General features: G+C 55.7%; 12 protein-coding genes. 8 read left to right on the top strand and 4 right to left on the bottom strand.

All coding sequences use genetic code 11. The features are described 5' to 3' along the window. Positions 1 to 5: 5 nt before the first annotated feature. A complete protein-coding gene (locus ACOSDM_RS17955; protein ID WP_420725941.1) occupies positions 6 to 1562 on the bottom strand; it encodes a replicative DNA helicase in 1557 nt (518 codons plus the stop codon). 206 nt (positions 1563 to 1768) lie between these two features. Beyond that, positions 1769 to 3391, bottom strand: coding sequence for an ABC transporter substrate-binding protein (locus ACOSDM_RS17950; protein ID WP_420725940.1), 1623 nt, complete (start codon positions 3389 to 3391; stop codon positions 1769 to 1771). Positions 3392 to 3628: 237 nt separating this feature from the next. On the opposite strand from ACOSDM_RS17950, the gene ACOSDM_RS17945 reads away from it, so the two are divergent. From ACOSDM_RS17945 to ACOSDM_RS17920, 6 genes are all read left to right on the top strand, one after another. Next, a complete protein-coding gene (locus ACOSDM_RS17945; protein ID WP_420725939.1) occupies positions 3629 to 5239 on the top strand; it encodes a GMC family oxidoreductase in 1611 nt (536 codons plus the stop codon). Between the two features lie 104 nt (positions 5240 to 5343). Further along, on the top strand, positions 5344 to 6348 hold the full coding sequence (locus tag ACOSDM_RS17940; protein ID WP_420725938.1) for an ABC transporter substrate-binding protein: 1005 nt from the start codon (positions 5344 to 5346) through the stop codon (positions 6346 to 6348). A gap of 43 nt (positions 6349 to 6391) precedes the next feature. After that, positions 6392 to 7156, top strand: coding sequence for an ABC transporter permease (locus tag ACOSDM_RS17935; protein ID WP_420725937.1), 765 nt, complete (start codon positions 6392 to 6394; stop codon positions 7154 to 7156). Continuing rightward, positions 7153 to 7902 carry an ABC transporter ATP-binding protein gene (locus tag ACOSDM_RS17930; RefSeq protein ID WP_420725936.1) on the top strand — a complete coding sequence of 250 codons (750 nt, stop codon included), beginning with the start codon at positions 7153 to 7155 and terminating at the stop codon, positions 7900 to 7902. The genes ACOSDM_RS17935 and ACOSDM_RS17930 overlap by 4 nt, the downstream gene beginning before the upstream one ends. Next, positions 7899 to 8195 (top strand): hypothetical protein, encoded by a 297-nt coding sequence (locus tag ACOSDM_RS17925; RefSeq protein ID WP_420725935.1) that lies wholly within the window; start codon positions 7899 to 7901, stop codon positions 8193 to 8195. The genes ACOSDM_RS17930 and ACOSDM_RS17925 overlap by 4 nt, the downstream gene beginning before the upstream one ends. 74 nt (positions 8196 to 8269) lie before the next feature. Beyond that, a complete protein-coding gene (locus ACOSDM_RS17920; protein WP_420725934.1) occupies positions 8270 to 9373 on the top strand; it encodes a COX15/CtaA family protein in 1104 nt (367 codons plus the stop codon). 76 nt (positions 9374 to 9449) lie between these two features. Here ACOSDM_RS17920 and ACOSDM_RS17915 read toward each other — a convergent pair whose 3' ends face one another. Continuing rightward, entirely contained in the window at positions 9450 to 9842 is a 393-nt protein-coding gene (locus ACOSDM_RS17915; RefSeq protein WP_420725933.1) for a DoxX family protein, read from the bottom strand. 272 nt (positions 9843 to 10114) lie between these two features. Between ACOSDM_RS17915 and ACOSDM_RS17910 the strand changes: the two genes are divergently transcribed. Together ACOSDM_RS17910 and ACOSDM_RS17905 are read left to right on the top strand one after the other, a co-directional pair. Further along, on the top strand, positions 10115 to 12157 hold the full coding sequence (locus ACOSDM_RS17910) for a hydantoinase/oxoprolinase family protein (RefSeq protein WP_420725932.1): 2043 nt from the start codon (positions 10115 to 10117) through the stop codon (positions 12155 to 12157). Beyond that, positions 12154 to 13839, top strand: coding sequence for a hydantoinase B/oxoprolinase family protein (locus tag ACOSDM_RS17905; RefSeq protein ID WP_420725931.1), 1686 nt, complete (start codon positions 12154 to 12156; stop codon positions 13837 to 13839). The genes ACOSDM_RS17910 and ACOSDM_RS17905 overlap by 4 nt, the downstream gene beginning before the upstream one ends. On the opposite strand, the gene ACOSDM_RS17900 is transcribed toward ACOSDM_RS17905, so the two are convergent. Next, on the bottom strand, positions 13823 to 14692 hold the full coding sequence (locus ACOSDM_RS17900; RefSeq protein WP_420725930.1) for an alpha/beta hydrolase: 870 nt from the start codon (positions 14690 to 14692) through the stop codon (positions 13823 to 13825). The two genes, ACOSDM_RS17905 and ACOSDM_RS17900, sit on opposite strands and share 17 nt — an antisense overlap. Positions 14693 to 14729 lie beyond the last annotated feature (37 nt).

The following is a 14729-nucleotide window of genomic DNA, read 5'->3' as shown; positions in this document are numbered from 1 at the left end:
GATGATCAATAGCCGTCATGCTGGCGGTCCAGGTCATCGAACAGGGTCAGTTCGCCATTAAAGAACAGTTCCACCGTGCCGACCGGCCCGTGGCGCTGTTTGGCGATGATGAATTCAGCGACATTGCGTTTTTCCACCAGCAATTGCTCGTGACGCAGGCGGCGTTCTTCGAATTTATCGGGGGCCTCATTCGGGCGTTGTTCCGGCGTTTCCTTCTCCAGATAATATTCCGGGCGATAGACGAAGGATACGACGTCGGCATCCTGCTCAATGGAGCCTGATTCCCGCAAGTCAGACAGTTGTGGGCGTTTGTCTTCGCGGTTTTCGACCTGACGCGATAACTGTGACAGGGCCAGAACCGGAATTTCCAGATCTTTTGCCAGGGTTTTCAGGCCCCGCGTGATTTCCGACACTTCCTGCACGCGGTTGTCCATACGCTTTTCCGGGGGGCCTTGCAGAAGTTGCAGGTAATCAACCACGACCAGATGCAGCCCGTATTGGCGTTTCACGCGGCGGGCGCGCTGTCGCAACCCGGTAATCGACAGAGCGGGCGTGTCATCAATATACAGTGGAAGGCGACCCAGTTCCTGGCTGGCAACCACAACCCGCTCGAACTCTTCCTGTTGAATATCGCCGCGCCGGATCTTGTCAGAAGGCACCCCGGCACAGGTGGAAATTAATCGCCCGGCAAGCTGTTCCGCGCTCATTTCCAAGCTGAAGAACAGGACAACGCCGCCTTCTTCAATTTCACGGCCATCGTCGGTTACGATTTTTTTATAGGCCGATGCCGCGTTATAGGCGATATTTGTTGCTAGGGCTGTCTTCCCCATGGCGGGACGACCGGCCAGGATCAGCAAATCCGATTTGTGCAGACCGCCCAACCGGTCATCAATATCCCGCAGCCCCGTCGTGACCCCCACGATATGGGAATCCCGGCTGAACGCCTGTTCCGCCATCATCAGGGCAGCCTTTGCGGCGAAATCGATTGATTTGACGGTACGGTCCACTTCGCCTGTCGTGGCAAGGTCGTATAGGCGTTGTTCCGTCTTTTCGATCTGCTTATCGGCGGTGAAGTCCATGTCCTGATTGTCATAGGCATCGTTGACGATGTCTTCGCCAAGCCCGATCAGTTCCCGCTTCAGATGCAGGTCATGGATTGTTTTGGCGTAATCGGATGCGTTCAGGACTGTGACAACATTGGTCGCCAATTCATACAGATAGGCCGTACCGCCCGCTTCCCGCAGAATTTCGTCCCCTTGCGCAATATGGCTCAGGGTTGCGGGGCTGGCGACCTGTCCTTTATCGATCAGCTTTTTGATATGTTCATACAGGCGCTGGTGTTCCGGCACATAAAAATGCATCGGGCGCAACAGATCGGCAGCGGCCTCATAAGCGCGGTTGTTGCGCAAAATTGCCCCCAGCAGAGCCTGTTCAACCTCCGCATTGAACGGGGGCTGGCGAAAGGCTTTTTGTGCTTCCTCCCCGGTATGGGAGCGATCGCCGTGCAGGGGGCGCACATTGTTTGCAGTGGTGTCAGAATTCGTCGGTTCAGCGCGATCCATGGTGCAATTGCTTTCTGTAGGGTCGGACACTGTAACCCGAGTCGCCCCAGGTTGCAGGGGGAACATGCGCGAACGCACCCTGTGTATAACAAGGATATCGGGGGGAAGAAAAATTTAAGGGTCTCTGTATCCTAAAGAAACGGCCCGGACAGAGCCGGGCCGTTCCAATCAGGTCTCCATTCATACGAATGGTACGACGAAGGTGATTACTTGAACCACCAACGCTCCGCATTCTTATGTCCGTCCAATTCCCAGTTACTGGCCAATTGTTCGGGCAAACCAATTTTCGTGCTGGCCGCTTGGGTATAGGCCATGAAGATCGGAATAATGCTGCCGCAGTCTTCGTTACAGATCTGCTGCATTTCAACATACATTTCGCGGCGTTTGGCCGAATCCAGCTCTGCGCGGGCTTCGATCAACAGCTTGTTGAAACGATCATTCTCCCAGCGGGACTCGTTCCAGTCGGCACCGGCCGAGTAAATCTGACTGAAAACCCAGTCTTCGGTCGGGCGTCCACCCCAATAGCTGCCGCAGAAGTCTTTCTTCAGCCACACATTCGACCAGTAACCATCATCCGGCTCACGAACCACATTCAACTCAATACCGGACTGTTTGGCAGTTTCCGCAAACAACTGAGCGCCGTTCACGGCCCCTTCAAAAGCTGTGTCGGCAATGTTCAGGTCAACCTTCAGGTTTTCCATGCCAGCCTTCTTCAGGTGGAATTTGGCCTTTTCCGGATCGAACTGACGTTGCGGCAGTTCTTCCTTGGTGGCGCGATAGACGTTTGCCGGTCCGACCGGGTGATCGTTCCCGACCTCGCCCAGGCCTTGCAACAGCTTGTCCACCCATTCCTGACGGTTCAGGGAGTATTTCAGCGCCAGACGTACGTCATTGTTGCTGAAAGGAGCTGCCTGGCAGTTCATGGGCAGGGTTGCGTGCTTGTTACCATAGGTTTCGAAGACATTGATCGTCGGAACCATGCGCATCAGGCTGACCGTGTTCAAATCCAGGTTCGTGATGCTGTCCAGTTCGCCGGTTTGCAATCCGGTGTTACGGGCGTTTGCATCGGCAACGAACAAGGATTCAACTTCATCAAACCAGGCGCGGCCTTCTTTCCAATAGTTCGGATTCTTCTTCACAACGGTGCGAACGCCGGGTTCGAAGCTTTCCAGGCTGTAACCGCCTGTTCCAACGCCGGATTCCCAATCGATCGTGCCATCCCCTTTTGAGGGGCAGATGCCCAGGTGATAATCTGACATCAGGAACGGGAAATCCGCGCTGCCGCCTGACAGAGTGACAACAACGGTGTCCCCATCGGCCTTTACGTCAGTGATTGCTGAAACAATACCCTTCGCTGCTGAATCGCTTTCACCGCGGTGATGGTTGATTGAATCGACAACATCCGTCGCATCCAGTGTCTTGCCATTATGGAATTCAACACCCTTGCGAATCTTGAAGGTCCATTGTTTTGCATCAGGTGTTGCTTCCCAGCTTTCCGCCAGTTCACTGGTCAACTGATTATCCGACCCGATTTCAGTCAGGTTATTGCGCAGCATCCCGAAGCTGACATTGATCATGTAGGAATCAAGGATCTGTGCAGGGTTCAGTGTATCACCCGATCCCCCGCCGGTCAGTGCCTGGCGATATCGCCCGCCTGCCTTAGGTGTGGCGGCTTCGACCTTTTTCACATGGCCGAAAACCGTGCTGGATGCGACGCCGACGCCAAGCGCGGCGACGATAAATCCACGCCGGTCTAATTGACCTTTCTCAAACGCGGATTTGATGCGGTTAAATTTATGACGGAGTTCACCGTCCATCTTGGTGGTCATATATCCACACTCCCTGTTTCGTGTGTGTTGCGTGCCCCAGTGCATGCATTAAGGCGATGACGGTAAAGATATGCGCGGCAAATTGTAAGCAAAACTAAATTCGCCTTTGGTTTAGTTGAATTCACCACTCAGCCGATCACTCTTTCCGCCAAAGATTCGTAACGCTATCATGGTCACAGCGCATTGCAAGAAATCAGAAAGCATTCAGGTGCGTGCGGGGAACGTCAGGGGTATTTTATGGATTTAGGCAGCTATGATTTTGTCATCGTTGGTGCAGGAACAGCCGGATGCGTTCTGGCCAATCGGTTGAGTGCCGATCCGGGGAACCGGGTTCTACTGTTAGAAGCGGGTGGGCGTGACACGTATCCCTGGATTCACATTCCTGTTGGATATCTTTTTACCATGGGCAATCCGCGCACAGACTGGCTGTTCAAGACAGAGTCGGAACCAGGACTGAACGGGCGCGCGCTGGATTATCCCCGGGGCCGGGTTCTGGGGGGATGTTCTTCCATTAATGGTATGATCTATATGCGCGGCCAGGCACGCGACTATGATCAATGGCGCCAACAGGGCAATCCCGGCTGGGGATGGGAGGACGTCCTGCCTTATTTCATGCGGTCTGAAGACCATGTTGATGGGCCTACTGACATGCATGGCAGTGGCGGGCCCTGGCGTGTTGAACATCAACGGCTGCGCTGGGATATCCTGGATGCCTTTCGTCAGGCCGCGATGGAATCCGGCATTCCCGCGACAGATGATTTCAACACAGGCAATAATGAAGGGGTCGGATATTTCCAGGTCAATCAGCGGCGCGGTTTTCGATGGTCCTCTGCGAAGGGCTTTCTGAAACCCGCAAAGAACCGCAAGAACCTGCGGGTGATTACAGATGCCCTGTGCAAGACCATCGTGTTGGAAGAGGGGCGCGCGACGGGCCTGACCCTGTCGGTCGCCGGGGTGGATGCGACTGTTGCCGCGCGATGCGAGGTGATTTTGGCCGCCGGGGCTGTCGCCTCTCCTGTGATCTTGCAACGCTCTGGCATAGGTCCGGGCGCAGTCCTGTCTCAGCAGGGTATTCCCGTGCGGCAGGATTTAAAGGGGGTTGGTGAAAACCTGCAGGATCATCTGCAGGTTCGGCTGGCTTTTAAGGTTCAGGGCGTTCGGACCTTGAATGAGTTAAGTCATAACCCTATCCGCAAGGCCATGATGGGTTTAGAATATGCGATGTTCCAATCTGGCCCCTTGAGTATGGCCCCCAGTCAGTTGGGATGTTTTGCGAAATCAGACCGGGATCGGGAAACGCCCAATCTGCAATATCATATCCAGCCCCTGTCGACGGAAAAGCTGGGGGAAGCCCTGCACCCCTTCCCAGGCTTCACCGCCTCTGTCTGTAATCTGCGCCCTGAAAGTCGCGGCACAGTGCGCCTGCGGTCCGCTGACCCGATGGACAAGCCGGTCATACGCCCGAATTATCTGAATGATCCGGCGGATCGTCGTGTCGCCGCCCAGGCCATTCAACTGACCCGGCGAATCGCCAAGGCGCCCGCCCTGCAAAAATTCAATGCAACAGAATTCAAGCCCGGGATTAAAATTGATGGGGATGAGGCTTTGGCGAAAGCAGCGGGGGATATCGCAACCACCATTTTTCATCCGGTCGGCACTGCTAAAATGGGCCCCGAGGGAGATGACAGCGCAGTCGTCGATCCCAGATTAAAGGTACGGGGTATTGCGGGCCTAAGGGTGGTCGATGCCTCCATCATGCCAACCATCACGTCCGGAAACACCAATTCACCCGTCGTCATGATCGCTGAGAAAGCCTCAGCCATGATCCTGGAAGACGCGAAACGATAAAACACATAAAAAATGTTGTTTATAATATTTTACGGTTTTGGTTGACAAAATAGCTGGGAAGCCCGATTTGCTGGGTCGGAATTCTTAGCTGCGGAGGTTTGATCATGTCCTTTACGAAACGCATTTTGATGGCGGTTACGGTATTGTTTGCTTCTGTGCTGCCGATGCGCGCCCAGGCCGATACAGTGATTGAGGTTGGATACATGCCAATCCTGCCGGTATCACAGTTGTTTGTTGCGCTGGAAAACGGCTGGCTGGAAGGCGATGATGTCACGGTCAAACTGGTACAGTTTCAGAATGGTCCTGCCATGGTGCAGGCGCTGTTGGCGGGTCAGTTGGATGTAGCCCATTTTGGGATTGGTCCGGCCATGGTCGCCAGGGCCAAGGGCGCGGATATCAAGGTCGTTGCCGCCAGCATTCAGGAACAGATCAGCCTGATCGCGTTGAAAGATTTAGCAGGATATTTTGAAACTGACCCCGCAACTGCCTTTGCGCGTTTCCAGGCTGATACCGGTCGCAAGGCGGTCATCACGACCTTCCCGGTCGGGTCGGTTCCAGAAACCGTGCTGCAATACTGGTTGCGCAAGGGGATCAAGGTCGATCCGGACCAGGTGGAGATTATCTTTCAAGGGGCGGCCCAGGTTCAACAGGCGCTGTTGACCGGTGCGGTGGATGGCGCGGCGATCCTGGAACCTGTCGTGACCAGCGTTCTGAAGAAAGTGGAAGGATCGAAAGTCGTTGCTGCTGGTGCTCAGATGTTCAAGGGACAACCCGGCGCCGTCATGGCGGTTCGGGAAGGCCTGATTGCCCAACATCCAGACCTCGTGACCCGCCTTGTAGATGCCCATAAGCGCGCAACTGCAGTATTGAACGATAATCCGGATCAGGCCGTTGCGGCGGTTCAGAAATATGTCGGCGGTGGGCGCATGGAGTCTGAAACAGTCCTGGCGGCGTTGACTGCATCGGCGAATAGTTTTGTTGCTGATCCATCGCAAATCGTTGACGGAACGCGCGAAATGCACGATTTCCAACTTGAAATCGGGACGTTGAAGGGTGAGGTTGATATCGACAGCTTGTTCGATACATCCTTTTACGATGGATTGAAGTAAATTCTCCCCAAGCCAATGGGGACTGCGCGGTAGGACATTGGGCATGATAACGGGCACTGCACATTTGCGCCGGGTTGCGCTGGGCGTTGCCGGTTTGCTGACCTTTCTGCTGTTGTGGAAAGCGACGGAAAGCTTTGAATGGGTTCGTCGCGGCACGATGCCAGATCCTCTGCTGGTTCCAGCCGCGGCGATGGATGAATGGCGGTCCGGGCGATTTCTGCCTGCCATAGGCTCCAGTCTTATCCATTACTTCTGGGGGCTTGGGCTGGGGACGGTGATGGGGTTCATCATTGGGGCCCTGGCTGCGACCATCCGGCCTTTTGATGATTTTCAGCGCTATCTTGCCCGGGTGTTGCGGCCAATACCGCCTTTGGCCTGGGTGGTTTTTGCGATCGCCTGGTTTCAGGTCAGCCATGCTGGCGCAGCCTTTGTTATCTCCATCGGCGTCTTCTGGGTGAACTATTTCGCCACCTATACCGCCGTTCAGAATGTCGATCCCCGCTATTACGAATTGGCGAAGGCTTTTGGGCAAGGCAACTACCTGGCGCGCAGTATGAAGGTCACGCTGCCCGCAGCGATGCCTGGCGTCATGGGGGGCGTGCGAACCGGTGTTGGACAGGCTTGGATGACGTTGATCGCAGCGGAATTATTGGGCGTGCCGGGGCTGGGTCAGGAGATGAATTCCGCTGCGGGCGTTGGCGCTTATGAGGCGGTGGTGGTCTATATGCTGGCGATTTCGGCGGTTTATGCGCTCAGTGATATACTGTTTGCGACGGTGGAAGGTAGACTCCTGCGGTGGCGCCCATGACAGATAAGGCGGTCGTATCTCTCCGCAATCTAAGCTTTACTTATCCGGGCGCGACCTCTCCAGTCTTCAAGGATTTTTCCCTTTCTGTTGGCGGCAGCGAGTTTGTCGCCATTGTGGGTGGGTCCGGCGTTGGGAAATCAACCATATTGCGCATCGCATCTGGCCTGATACAGGCGGAATCCGGTTCGGTTGAGATATCAATAGCCAAAGAACCAAGCCGTCGCCGTCGGGCCCTTGTGTTTCAGGATGGCCGACTGATGCCCTGGCGGACGGTCGCGCAGAATATTGCACTTGGCCTGGAAGGGCTGGCATTGAGCGAGGCAGAGAAAACCCGTCGCATCGCTGATGTTCTGGCGCTGGTCAATCTGTCTGACATGGCGGATCGCTGGCCCCATCAATTGTCCGGGGGCCAGGTACAGCGTATCGGCATTGCCCGTGCCCTGGCGGTGAAGCCTGATGTCTTGCTTATGGATGAACCTTTCAGCGCCGTAGACGCGATGACCCGCCGTCATTTACAGACAGAACTGGTGCGGATCTGGCAGCAAAGCGGGACGGCGATTATCTTTGTCACGCATGATATCGATGAAGCCGCCTTTCTGGCAGATCGGATCATCGTGATGGGCGACAGTCCGGCGCGCATCGTGAACGAAACCATTGTTCCCGTGGATCGGGATTTGCGGCGCGATTCTCAAGACCTCAGCCGTTATGCAGACAGCGTCGCAGGCGCCCTGGATTTCCAGATATGATGAAACTGATCATCCATGCCCCGACGCCGGACGCGCTGATCCGCGCCCGGAGAAACATTCAGAACCTGTTGCGGGCCAATCCGGATGCGCAGGTCGAACTGGTGATCAATGGCAAGGCGGTGCCAGAGGCTTTGGCCTCCCCCGACGCGGACAGTGACCCTTATCTGGTGTTGTGTCAGAACAGTCTGAAGGCTGCGAACCTGACGGCACCAGAGGGGTTTAGGACAGAGGCTGCGGCGATTGAATATATCGCGCGGCGTCAGATGGAAGGGTGGGCCTATTTCCGCGCCTGATTTTGAACAAGGGGTTGCCCCGCGACGCCGGGTCGCGCTTTCCCGATGGTTCCTATCGGGGTAGATATAGCGCCATGAGCACAGATACAGCCCCTTCAGCATCTTTTAACGATGCCTCTCAGAATCCAAATGCCCGGCCTCGCGCGATTGGCTTTTGGCTTGTTGCCGTTGCCTTCATGGTTTTCGCCATGATGATCATTGGCGCCATTACCCGACTGACGGAATCCGGCCTCAGCATGGTTGAATGGCGGCCTTTGATGGGGTTTCTGCCCCCAATTTCGACCTCAGAATGGGAGCGTGTTTTCGCGCTGTACAAGCAGACATCACAATATGCGATGATGAACCAGGGTATGACGCTGGATGCGTTTCAGCACATTTTCTTCTGGGAATGGTTTCACCGTCTGTGGGGGCGGCTGATCGGTGTTGTCTTCGCCGTGCCGTTTTTCTATTTCCTGATCCGGGGCCAGATTCCAAAAGGCTATACAGGCCATTTCTGGGCGTTGCTATTCCTGGGCGGTCTGCAGGGCGTGATTGGCATGTGGATGGTGAAAAGCGGTTTTGTGGACCGTGTTGAAGTCAGTCAGTATCGCCTGGCCATTCATCTGGGCATCGCCTTCTCCATTCTGGGCTATACGGTCTGGCTGGCGCTGGGGCTGTTATTTCCGATTGAGGAGAACCGCAAGCCCGTTGCGCGACCGTTCCGGCGGTTGGGTGCCTGGGCGCATGGTGTTATTTTTATCACCATCCTGTCGGGCGCGCTGGTGGCGGGTTTGAATGCGGGTTTTATTTATAATGAATGGCCAACCATGGGCGGCCAATTCATTCCAGACGGGTATTGGGATCAGACTTTGGGCCTTGCCAGTCTGTTTGAAACGCTGGAAGCCGTGCAATTCAACCATCGTATTTTGGCTTACATCACTGTGATCACGGTGTTTGGCCTGTTCTGGTGGTCCCGCCGGATGACCTTGCCACGCCGCACCAAGGCGGCCATCCACGCGCTGTTCGCAATGGTTTGTATTCAGGCGTGTCTGGGGATCGCGACGTTGTTGAGCATTGTCTGGTTGCCGCTGGCGGTGATGCATCAGGCCGGTGCCGCAATGACATTCTGTCTGGCGCTGTGGTGCCTGAAAGAATTGCGCGGCGGCAAGGATGTCCCCACCGCCGCGCATAGGTTATGATCTGACAGGCTGGCTTAGAATTCGCGACCGATCAATCGGTCAACAGACAGGAAACCACCACCCCGGATAACCAGGATCAGGGCCGCAATCGCCCAGAACAGGGATATTCATATCCGCCATTCGACCACATGAAACCGTTCGATGCATGGAACAGGGTCGCCTGACCCATGAAAATCAAGACGGCAATTGCCACTGGACGGGTTAACAGCCCCAGAACCAGCATCAGGCCGCCGAAGAATTCTACCAAGCCGACCAACAGGGCCAATTCATAGCCAGGTGTCAGGCCCACGCTTTCAAAGAACTGTCCGGTTCCTTCCAGACCCCCGCCAAACAATTTGCCGTAGCCGTGCGGCATCAGCAAAGCGCCGGTGGTGATGCGCAAAAGCGGATCTGTATAGGGCGTCAGCGCCGTGGTGATGGATTTGGTAAACGGGATAATCGGTTTCGGTTCCGTCGTGGTATACGCCATTTTGTAAGTCCCTTCAGTGATCATCGATCTGGTTTCCAGGCCCCAATGGCCTTTACGATGGCGGAAATATACGATCAATCATGACGGAAACAAAGAGGCGGTATCGAAAAGAATTGTTTCTTTTTTATGCATAATCCTGTTTGTTGATAGGATCATTCCACCCATTTGGTATCATTGTTCCACAGGATAGATTCATTTGTACACGAACGAATTGACCGCATGCTGGTCTGCTGTCAGGCTGAATTTTCATATTGGGAAACGTCGAGGGACAAATGACGAAGATTGTTGGCTGCGATGTTGGGGGAACCTTTACAGATCTGATCTATTTGGATGAGGCAACCGGGCGCGCCCATATCGCCAAGGTCCCGACCACGGTTGCCAATCAATCACAAGGAGTTCTGGCGGCTCTGGATGCGGCGGGCGTTGAAATCGCCACGCTAGATAGTTTGGTTCATGGCACGACAGCCACCACCAATGCCCTGCTGGAGCGGAAATTGGCCAAGACCGGGCTGATCACGACGGCAGGATTCAGGGATATTCTGGAACTTGGGCGTCGCACACGGCCCAGCGCCTATGGCTTGACCGGCAGCTTCACGCCCTTGATCCCGCGCAATCTGCGGATGGAAGTGCCAGAACGTATGGATGTTGATGGCAATGTCGTCATCGCGCTGGATGAGGCTGCTGTGAAGCGAGCCGCAGAAGCCCTGGCCGCGGAGGGGTGCGAGTCTCTGCTGATCCATTTCCTGCATTCCTATACCGACCCAACCCATGAAAAGCGGGCAAAGGAAATTGCCCTGTCGGTCTGGCCCAACGCCTATGTCACGGCGGGGCATGAGATTTTGTCGGAGTTTCGTGAATATGAACGGGGTGTCACGGCGGCTGTAAATGCTGCGGTTCAACCCATTCTGGAACGCTATCTAGCCCGCCTGACCAAGGGATTGTCACAGCGTGGCTATATAAAGGATCTGTTGGTGATGCAGGGCAATGGCGGCACCGTCTCGGCGGAAGCGATTTCCAAACTGGCAGTCAATACGGTCATGTCGGGGCCTGCCTCTGGCGTCATGGCGGCCGCCCGCACCGGCAGCGTATCAGGGCGCGAAAATCTGATCACCTTTGATATGGGGGGGACTTCCTGTGATGTCGGCTTGATCAAGGATGGCACCCCTCAGGTCTCCAGTGAGTTGGAAATCGAATATGCCATGCCGGTGCATGTGCCCATGGTCGATGTTCACACCATCGGGGCTGGCGGTGGATCCATTGCGCGCATTGATGCAGGGGGATTGTTGCAGGTGGGTCCGGAAAGTGCCGGGGCTCAACCTGGCCCTATCTGTTATGGGCGTGGCGGCACGGAACCGACAATCACCGATGCCAATCTGGTACTGGGCCGTCTAAACCAGGCCCGGCTGTTGGCAGTAGAGGGTGCGCCAGACATTCGCGCCATTCAAGATCGGATCGCGGCTGTTATTGGAGAGCCATTGGGCCTGTCCTGGGAGGCGGCGGCGGCAGCCATTTTGCGCATTGCTAATGATCGTATGGCAGGCGCGGTGCGCATGGTCTCTCTCAGCCGTGGTCATGACCCTCGGGACTTTTCCCTTTTCGCCTTTGGCGGGGCGGGTCCATTGCATGCCGGTGCCATTGCACGGGAACTGGGCGTTCCAACGCTGCTGATCCCCGCCAGGCCTGGCATCACCAATGCGCTGGGCTGTGCTGTGGCCGACCTGCGCCATGACTTTGTCAACACGATCAACAAGCCTATGGCCAGTGTCGATATGGGCTTGGTACGCGATACATTTGAAGCGCAAATTGCCGAGGGACGCGCGCGTCTGGACCGGGATGGCGGAGGTACCGGAGCGGTCCGCGTGATCCACACTGCCGACATGCAGTTCATTGGTCAAAGCCATCTATTGTCCGTCCCTATTGCCGATCCCGCGATTTCCAGGGAGGATTTGCAGGCTGCATTTGAGGCGGTTTATTGGGCACGGTTTGAAGTGGCCTTACCGGAAATCAAGGCCAATTTGGTCAATCTGAATACGGCAGTAATTGGTATTCGCCAGCAGGTGGATTTGCGCCTGTTACTGGATCCGGTGCCAGCTGATGTGCACCCGGAAAGCCGATCGGTTTGGTTTGAAGAGGGGGGGTGGACCGAGACCCCGATCCTGCAGCGCGCAACTCTTTCGCCCGGCACCCAACTTTTTGGCCCCGCCATTGTCGAACAGATGGATACAACCACCGTTCTGGCACCGGGCATGCGGGTTGAGGTCGATGAGATCGGCAATATGATAGTCCATGTCGGACCTGGAGGGGTGGCAGCATGACGACAGAAATTGACCCCATCACGCTGGGCGTTATCCAGAACGGCTTGCAACAGGTCTGCAACGAGATGGACCTGGCCTTCTGTCGCGCCGCATTTTCGCCAGTGATTGCGGAGGCGATGGATCGATCTGACGGGATTTATGCGGCAGAGGACGGTGCGCTGATCGCTCAAGGGGATCTGGGCCTGCCGGTCTTTGTCGGCACAATGCAATATGGCACCCAGGCGGTCATTCAGCGGGTTTCTAATCCACAGCCGGATGATGTGATCATCTGCAATGACCCCTATCTGGGCGGCACACATTTGATGGATGTGCGGTTTTATCGGCCGTTCTTTTATCAGGGCGAATTGTTCTGCTGGTTGGCCAATACCGGCCATTGGCCCGATACCGGTGGCATGGTGCCCGGTGGCTTTTCCGCCCGCGCAACAGAGGTGGAACAGGAAGGATTGCGTATTCCCCCGGTGAAGCTGTTCAAGCAAGGGGAATTGGACCCGGAAATCCTGGCGATCATTCAATCCAATATCCGCATCGCTGATCAACGGATTGGCGATATCCAGGCCCAGGCGGCGGCCCTAAAGATCGGGGACAAACGCCTGACCGCCCTTTTGGATCGATATGGACGCGATACGGTCGCGCAAGCGATTGCGGAATTGCGAGCCCGGGCCGAACGTCTGATGCGGGCCACCATCGCGGATGTGCCGGACGGCGTATATACAGGTGAAGCCTTCGTCGATTCAGATGGCGTTGTGGATGAACCCCTGAAAATCGCCATGCAGATCACGGTCAAAGGGGATGAGATGACCTTTGACATGACAGGCTCCTCACCGCCCTGTCGCGGGCCAATGAACAGCGTGATCGCGACCACGCGGTCTTCCGTCTATCTGGCGATCAAGCATATCTTTCCCGACGTGCCGCTGAATGCAGGCACGTATGCGCCGTTAAAGATCATCGATCCAAAGGGAACCTTCCTTTATGCGGAATATCCCCGCCCCGTCTCAGGCTGTGCGGCGGAGGTATCTCAACGCATTGCTGAGGCCGTGTTTGCAGCCCTGACTAAGGCGATTCCGGATCGACTATTCGCCGCACCTGCCGGGTCCAGCGGCAATTTTGCTTTGGGGGGCTATGACCCGGACAAGCAGCGGTCTTATGTCATGTATGTCATCTCCGGCGGAGGATATGGGGGCCATGCAGGGGGTGATGGCTTAACCAATGGATGTTCCACAATCGGGATTTCAAAATCCCAACCGATCGAAGTGTTGGAGCAATATTATCCGGTCCTGTTCGAACGCTATGCGCTGGCCGAAGGGTCGGGCGGTGCAGGTCAACATCGTGGTGGGTTTGGGATTAACTATCGCGTACGCGTACGCCGGGGGGAGGCACGGGCCTCTATGGTTATGGACCATGGGCGCACGGGGCCGCAAGGGGCGCTGAATGGATCAGAAGGCGGCGCGAATACCGTCCGCTTCGATTTCAAGGATGGCAGTACCCATACACCCCTACATCTGTCCAAGGAACAGGATATCACCGTGCGACCCGGTGATGTGATTGATGTCTGTACCCCTGGCGGGGGTGGTTATGGCAATCCGTCCAATCGGGACCCACAGAAGGTACAGGATGATATCCGCAAGGGCTATTACAGCGCTGAACAGTCCGCGGCCCTGTTTCCAATCAAGGGTTCTGAATAAAGTCCTTAATTTCTTCCAGGATTGGCGCCTTGCCGCGCAGCAGCGTGCTAAGCGCCAGGATCGTGTCCGCATGGCTGAGATCGGAATAGAAATGGGTCTCTACGGGTCGGTCTGATCCGGCCAGTCCAGCCGCAAGCACGCGCGTGTTTTTGGGCAAGACTGTTGTATCGGCCTCCCCATGGAACAATAGAATGGGAGGCGTGTCGGCATTGATGAAGTTTACCGGTGACACATTCGGATCGTCCAGAGAGCCTGCAAAGGCGTCCCGCGTGACCTTGTATTCCTTTGGGTCAAAATCATAGGGGCCGGATATACCGATCAATCCGACGACATCCTCAGGCACGGCACCTGACTCTTTCAGGTACTGTGTGTCCAACCCCAACAAGAGCGCGTTATACGCCCCGGCCGAATGCCCGGCCAGATAGACCCTTTCCGGGTCGCCCCCATAGTGATCGATTTGTTGCTGTGTCCAGGCGACGGCAGCGGCATTGTCTTTGATGAAATCTGGAAACCGGACATCCGGCACCAGACGGTAGTCCGCCACCACCACGACCAGCCCCAAGGCGGCCAGCGCACGTCCGGCAAATTCATAGTGTTTCTTTTGACCGGTCTTCCAGGAACCGCCATAGAAAAAGACAATCGTTGGCAGCTTCTTTCCCTGTATTCGGTCACTTGGGGCATAGATATCCAGCTTTTGTCGGGGGTCATCCCCATAGGCGATATCCTGCGCGACCTGTTCACTGCCCTGGTCATAGGGAACGACGGCATTAAAAAACCCCAATGGGGAACACCCGGTCAGTGATATCAATGCAACAAAGGCCCCGATCACTCTTTTTTCGATGGAAAATGACACGCACTAAGATCCTTGAATAAACAGCCCCTGCTATCTG

The organism is Hwanghaeella sp. LZ110, assembly GCF_048892525.1.
GTDB lineage: Bacteria > Pseudomonadota > Alphaproteobacteria > UBA8366 > Aestuariispiraceae > Pacificispira.
The sequence above is the reverse complement of the archived record's forward strand: the minus strand, read 5'-3'. Positions and strand labels throughout refer to the sequence as shown.

Bases quoted from the DNA above. Each gene is read 5' to 3' on its own strand.
- ACOSDM_RS17905 (WP_420725931.1), top strand. From the start codon at position 12,154: ATGACGACAGAAATTGACCCCATCACGCTGGGCGTTATCCAGAACGGC.
- ACOSDM_RS17910 (WP_420725932.1), top strand. From the start codon at position 10,115: ATGACGAAGATTGTTGGCTGCGATGTTGGGGGAACCTTTACAGATCTG.
- ACOSDM_RS17955 (WP_420725941.1), bottom strand. From the start codon at position 1,562: ATGGATCGCGCTGAACCGACGAATTCTGACACCACTGCAAACAATGTG.
- ACOSDM_RS17940 (WP_420725938.1), top strand. From the start codon at position 5,344: ATGTCCTTTACGAAACGCATTTTGATGGCGGTTACGGTATTGTTTGCT.
- ACOSDM_RS17915 (WP_420725933.1), bottom strand. From the start codon at position 9,842: ATGGCGTATACCACGACGGAACCGAAACCGATTATCCCGTTTACCAAA.
- ACOSDM_RS17935 (WP_420725937.1), top strand. From the start codon at position 6,392: ATGATAACGGGCACTGCACATTTGCGCCGGGTTGCGCTGGGCGTTGCC.
- ACOSDM_RS17930 (WP_420725936.1), top strand. From the start codon at position 7,153: ATGACAGATAAGGCGGTCGTATCTCTCCGCAATCTAAGCTTTACTTAT.
- ACOSDM_RS17945 (WP_420725939.1), top strand. From the start codon at position 3,629: ATGGATTTAGGCAGCTATGATTTTGTCATCGTTGGTGCAGGAACAGCC.
- ACOSDM_RS17950 (WP_420725940.1), bottom strand. From the start codon at position 3,391: ATGACCACCAAGATGGACGGTGAACTCCGTCATAAATTTAACCGCATC.
- ACOSDM_RS17925 (WP_420725935.1), top strand. From the start codon at position 7,899: ATGATGAAACTGATCATCCATGCCCCGACGCCGGACGCGCTGATCCGC.
- ACOSDM_RS17920 (WP_420725934.1), top strand. From the start codon at position 8,270: ATGAGCACAGATACAGCCCCTTCAGCATCTTTTAACGATGCCTCTCAG.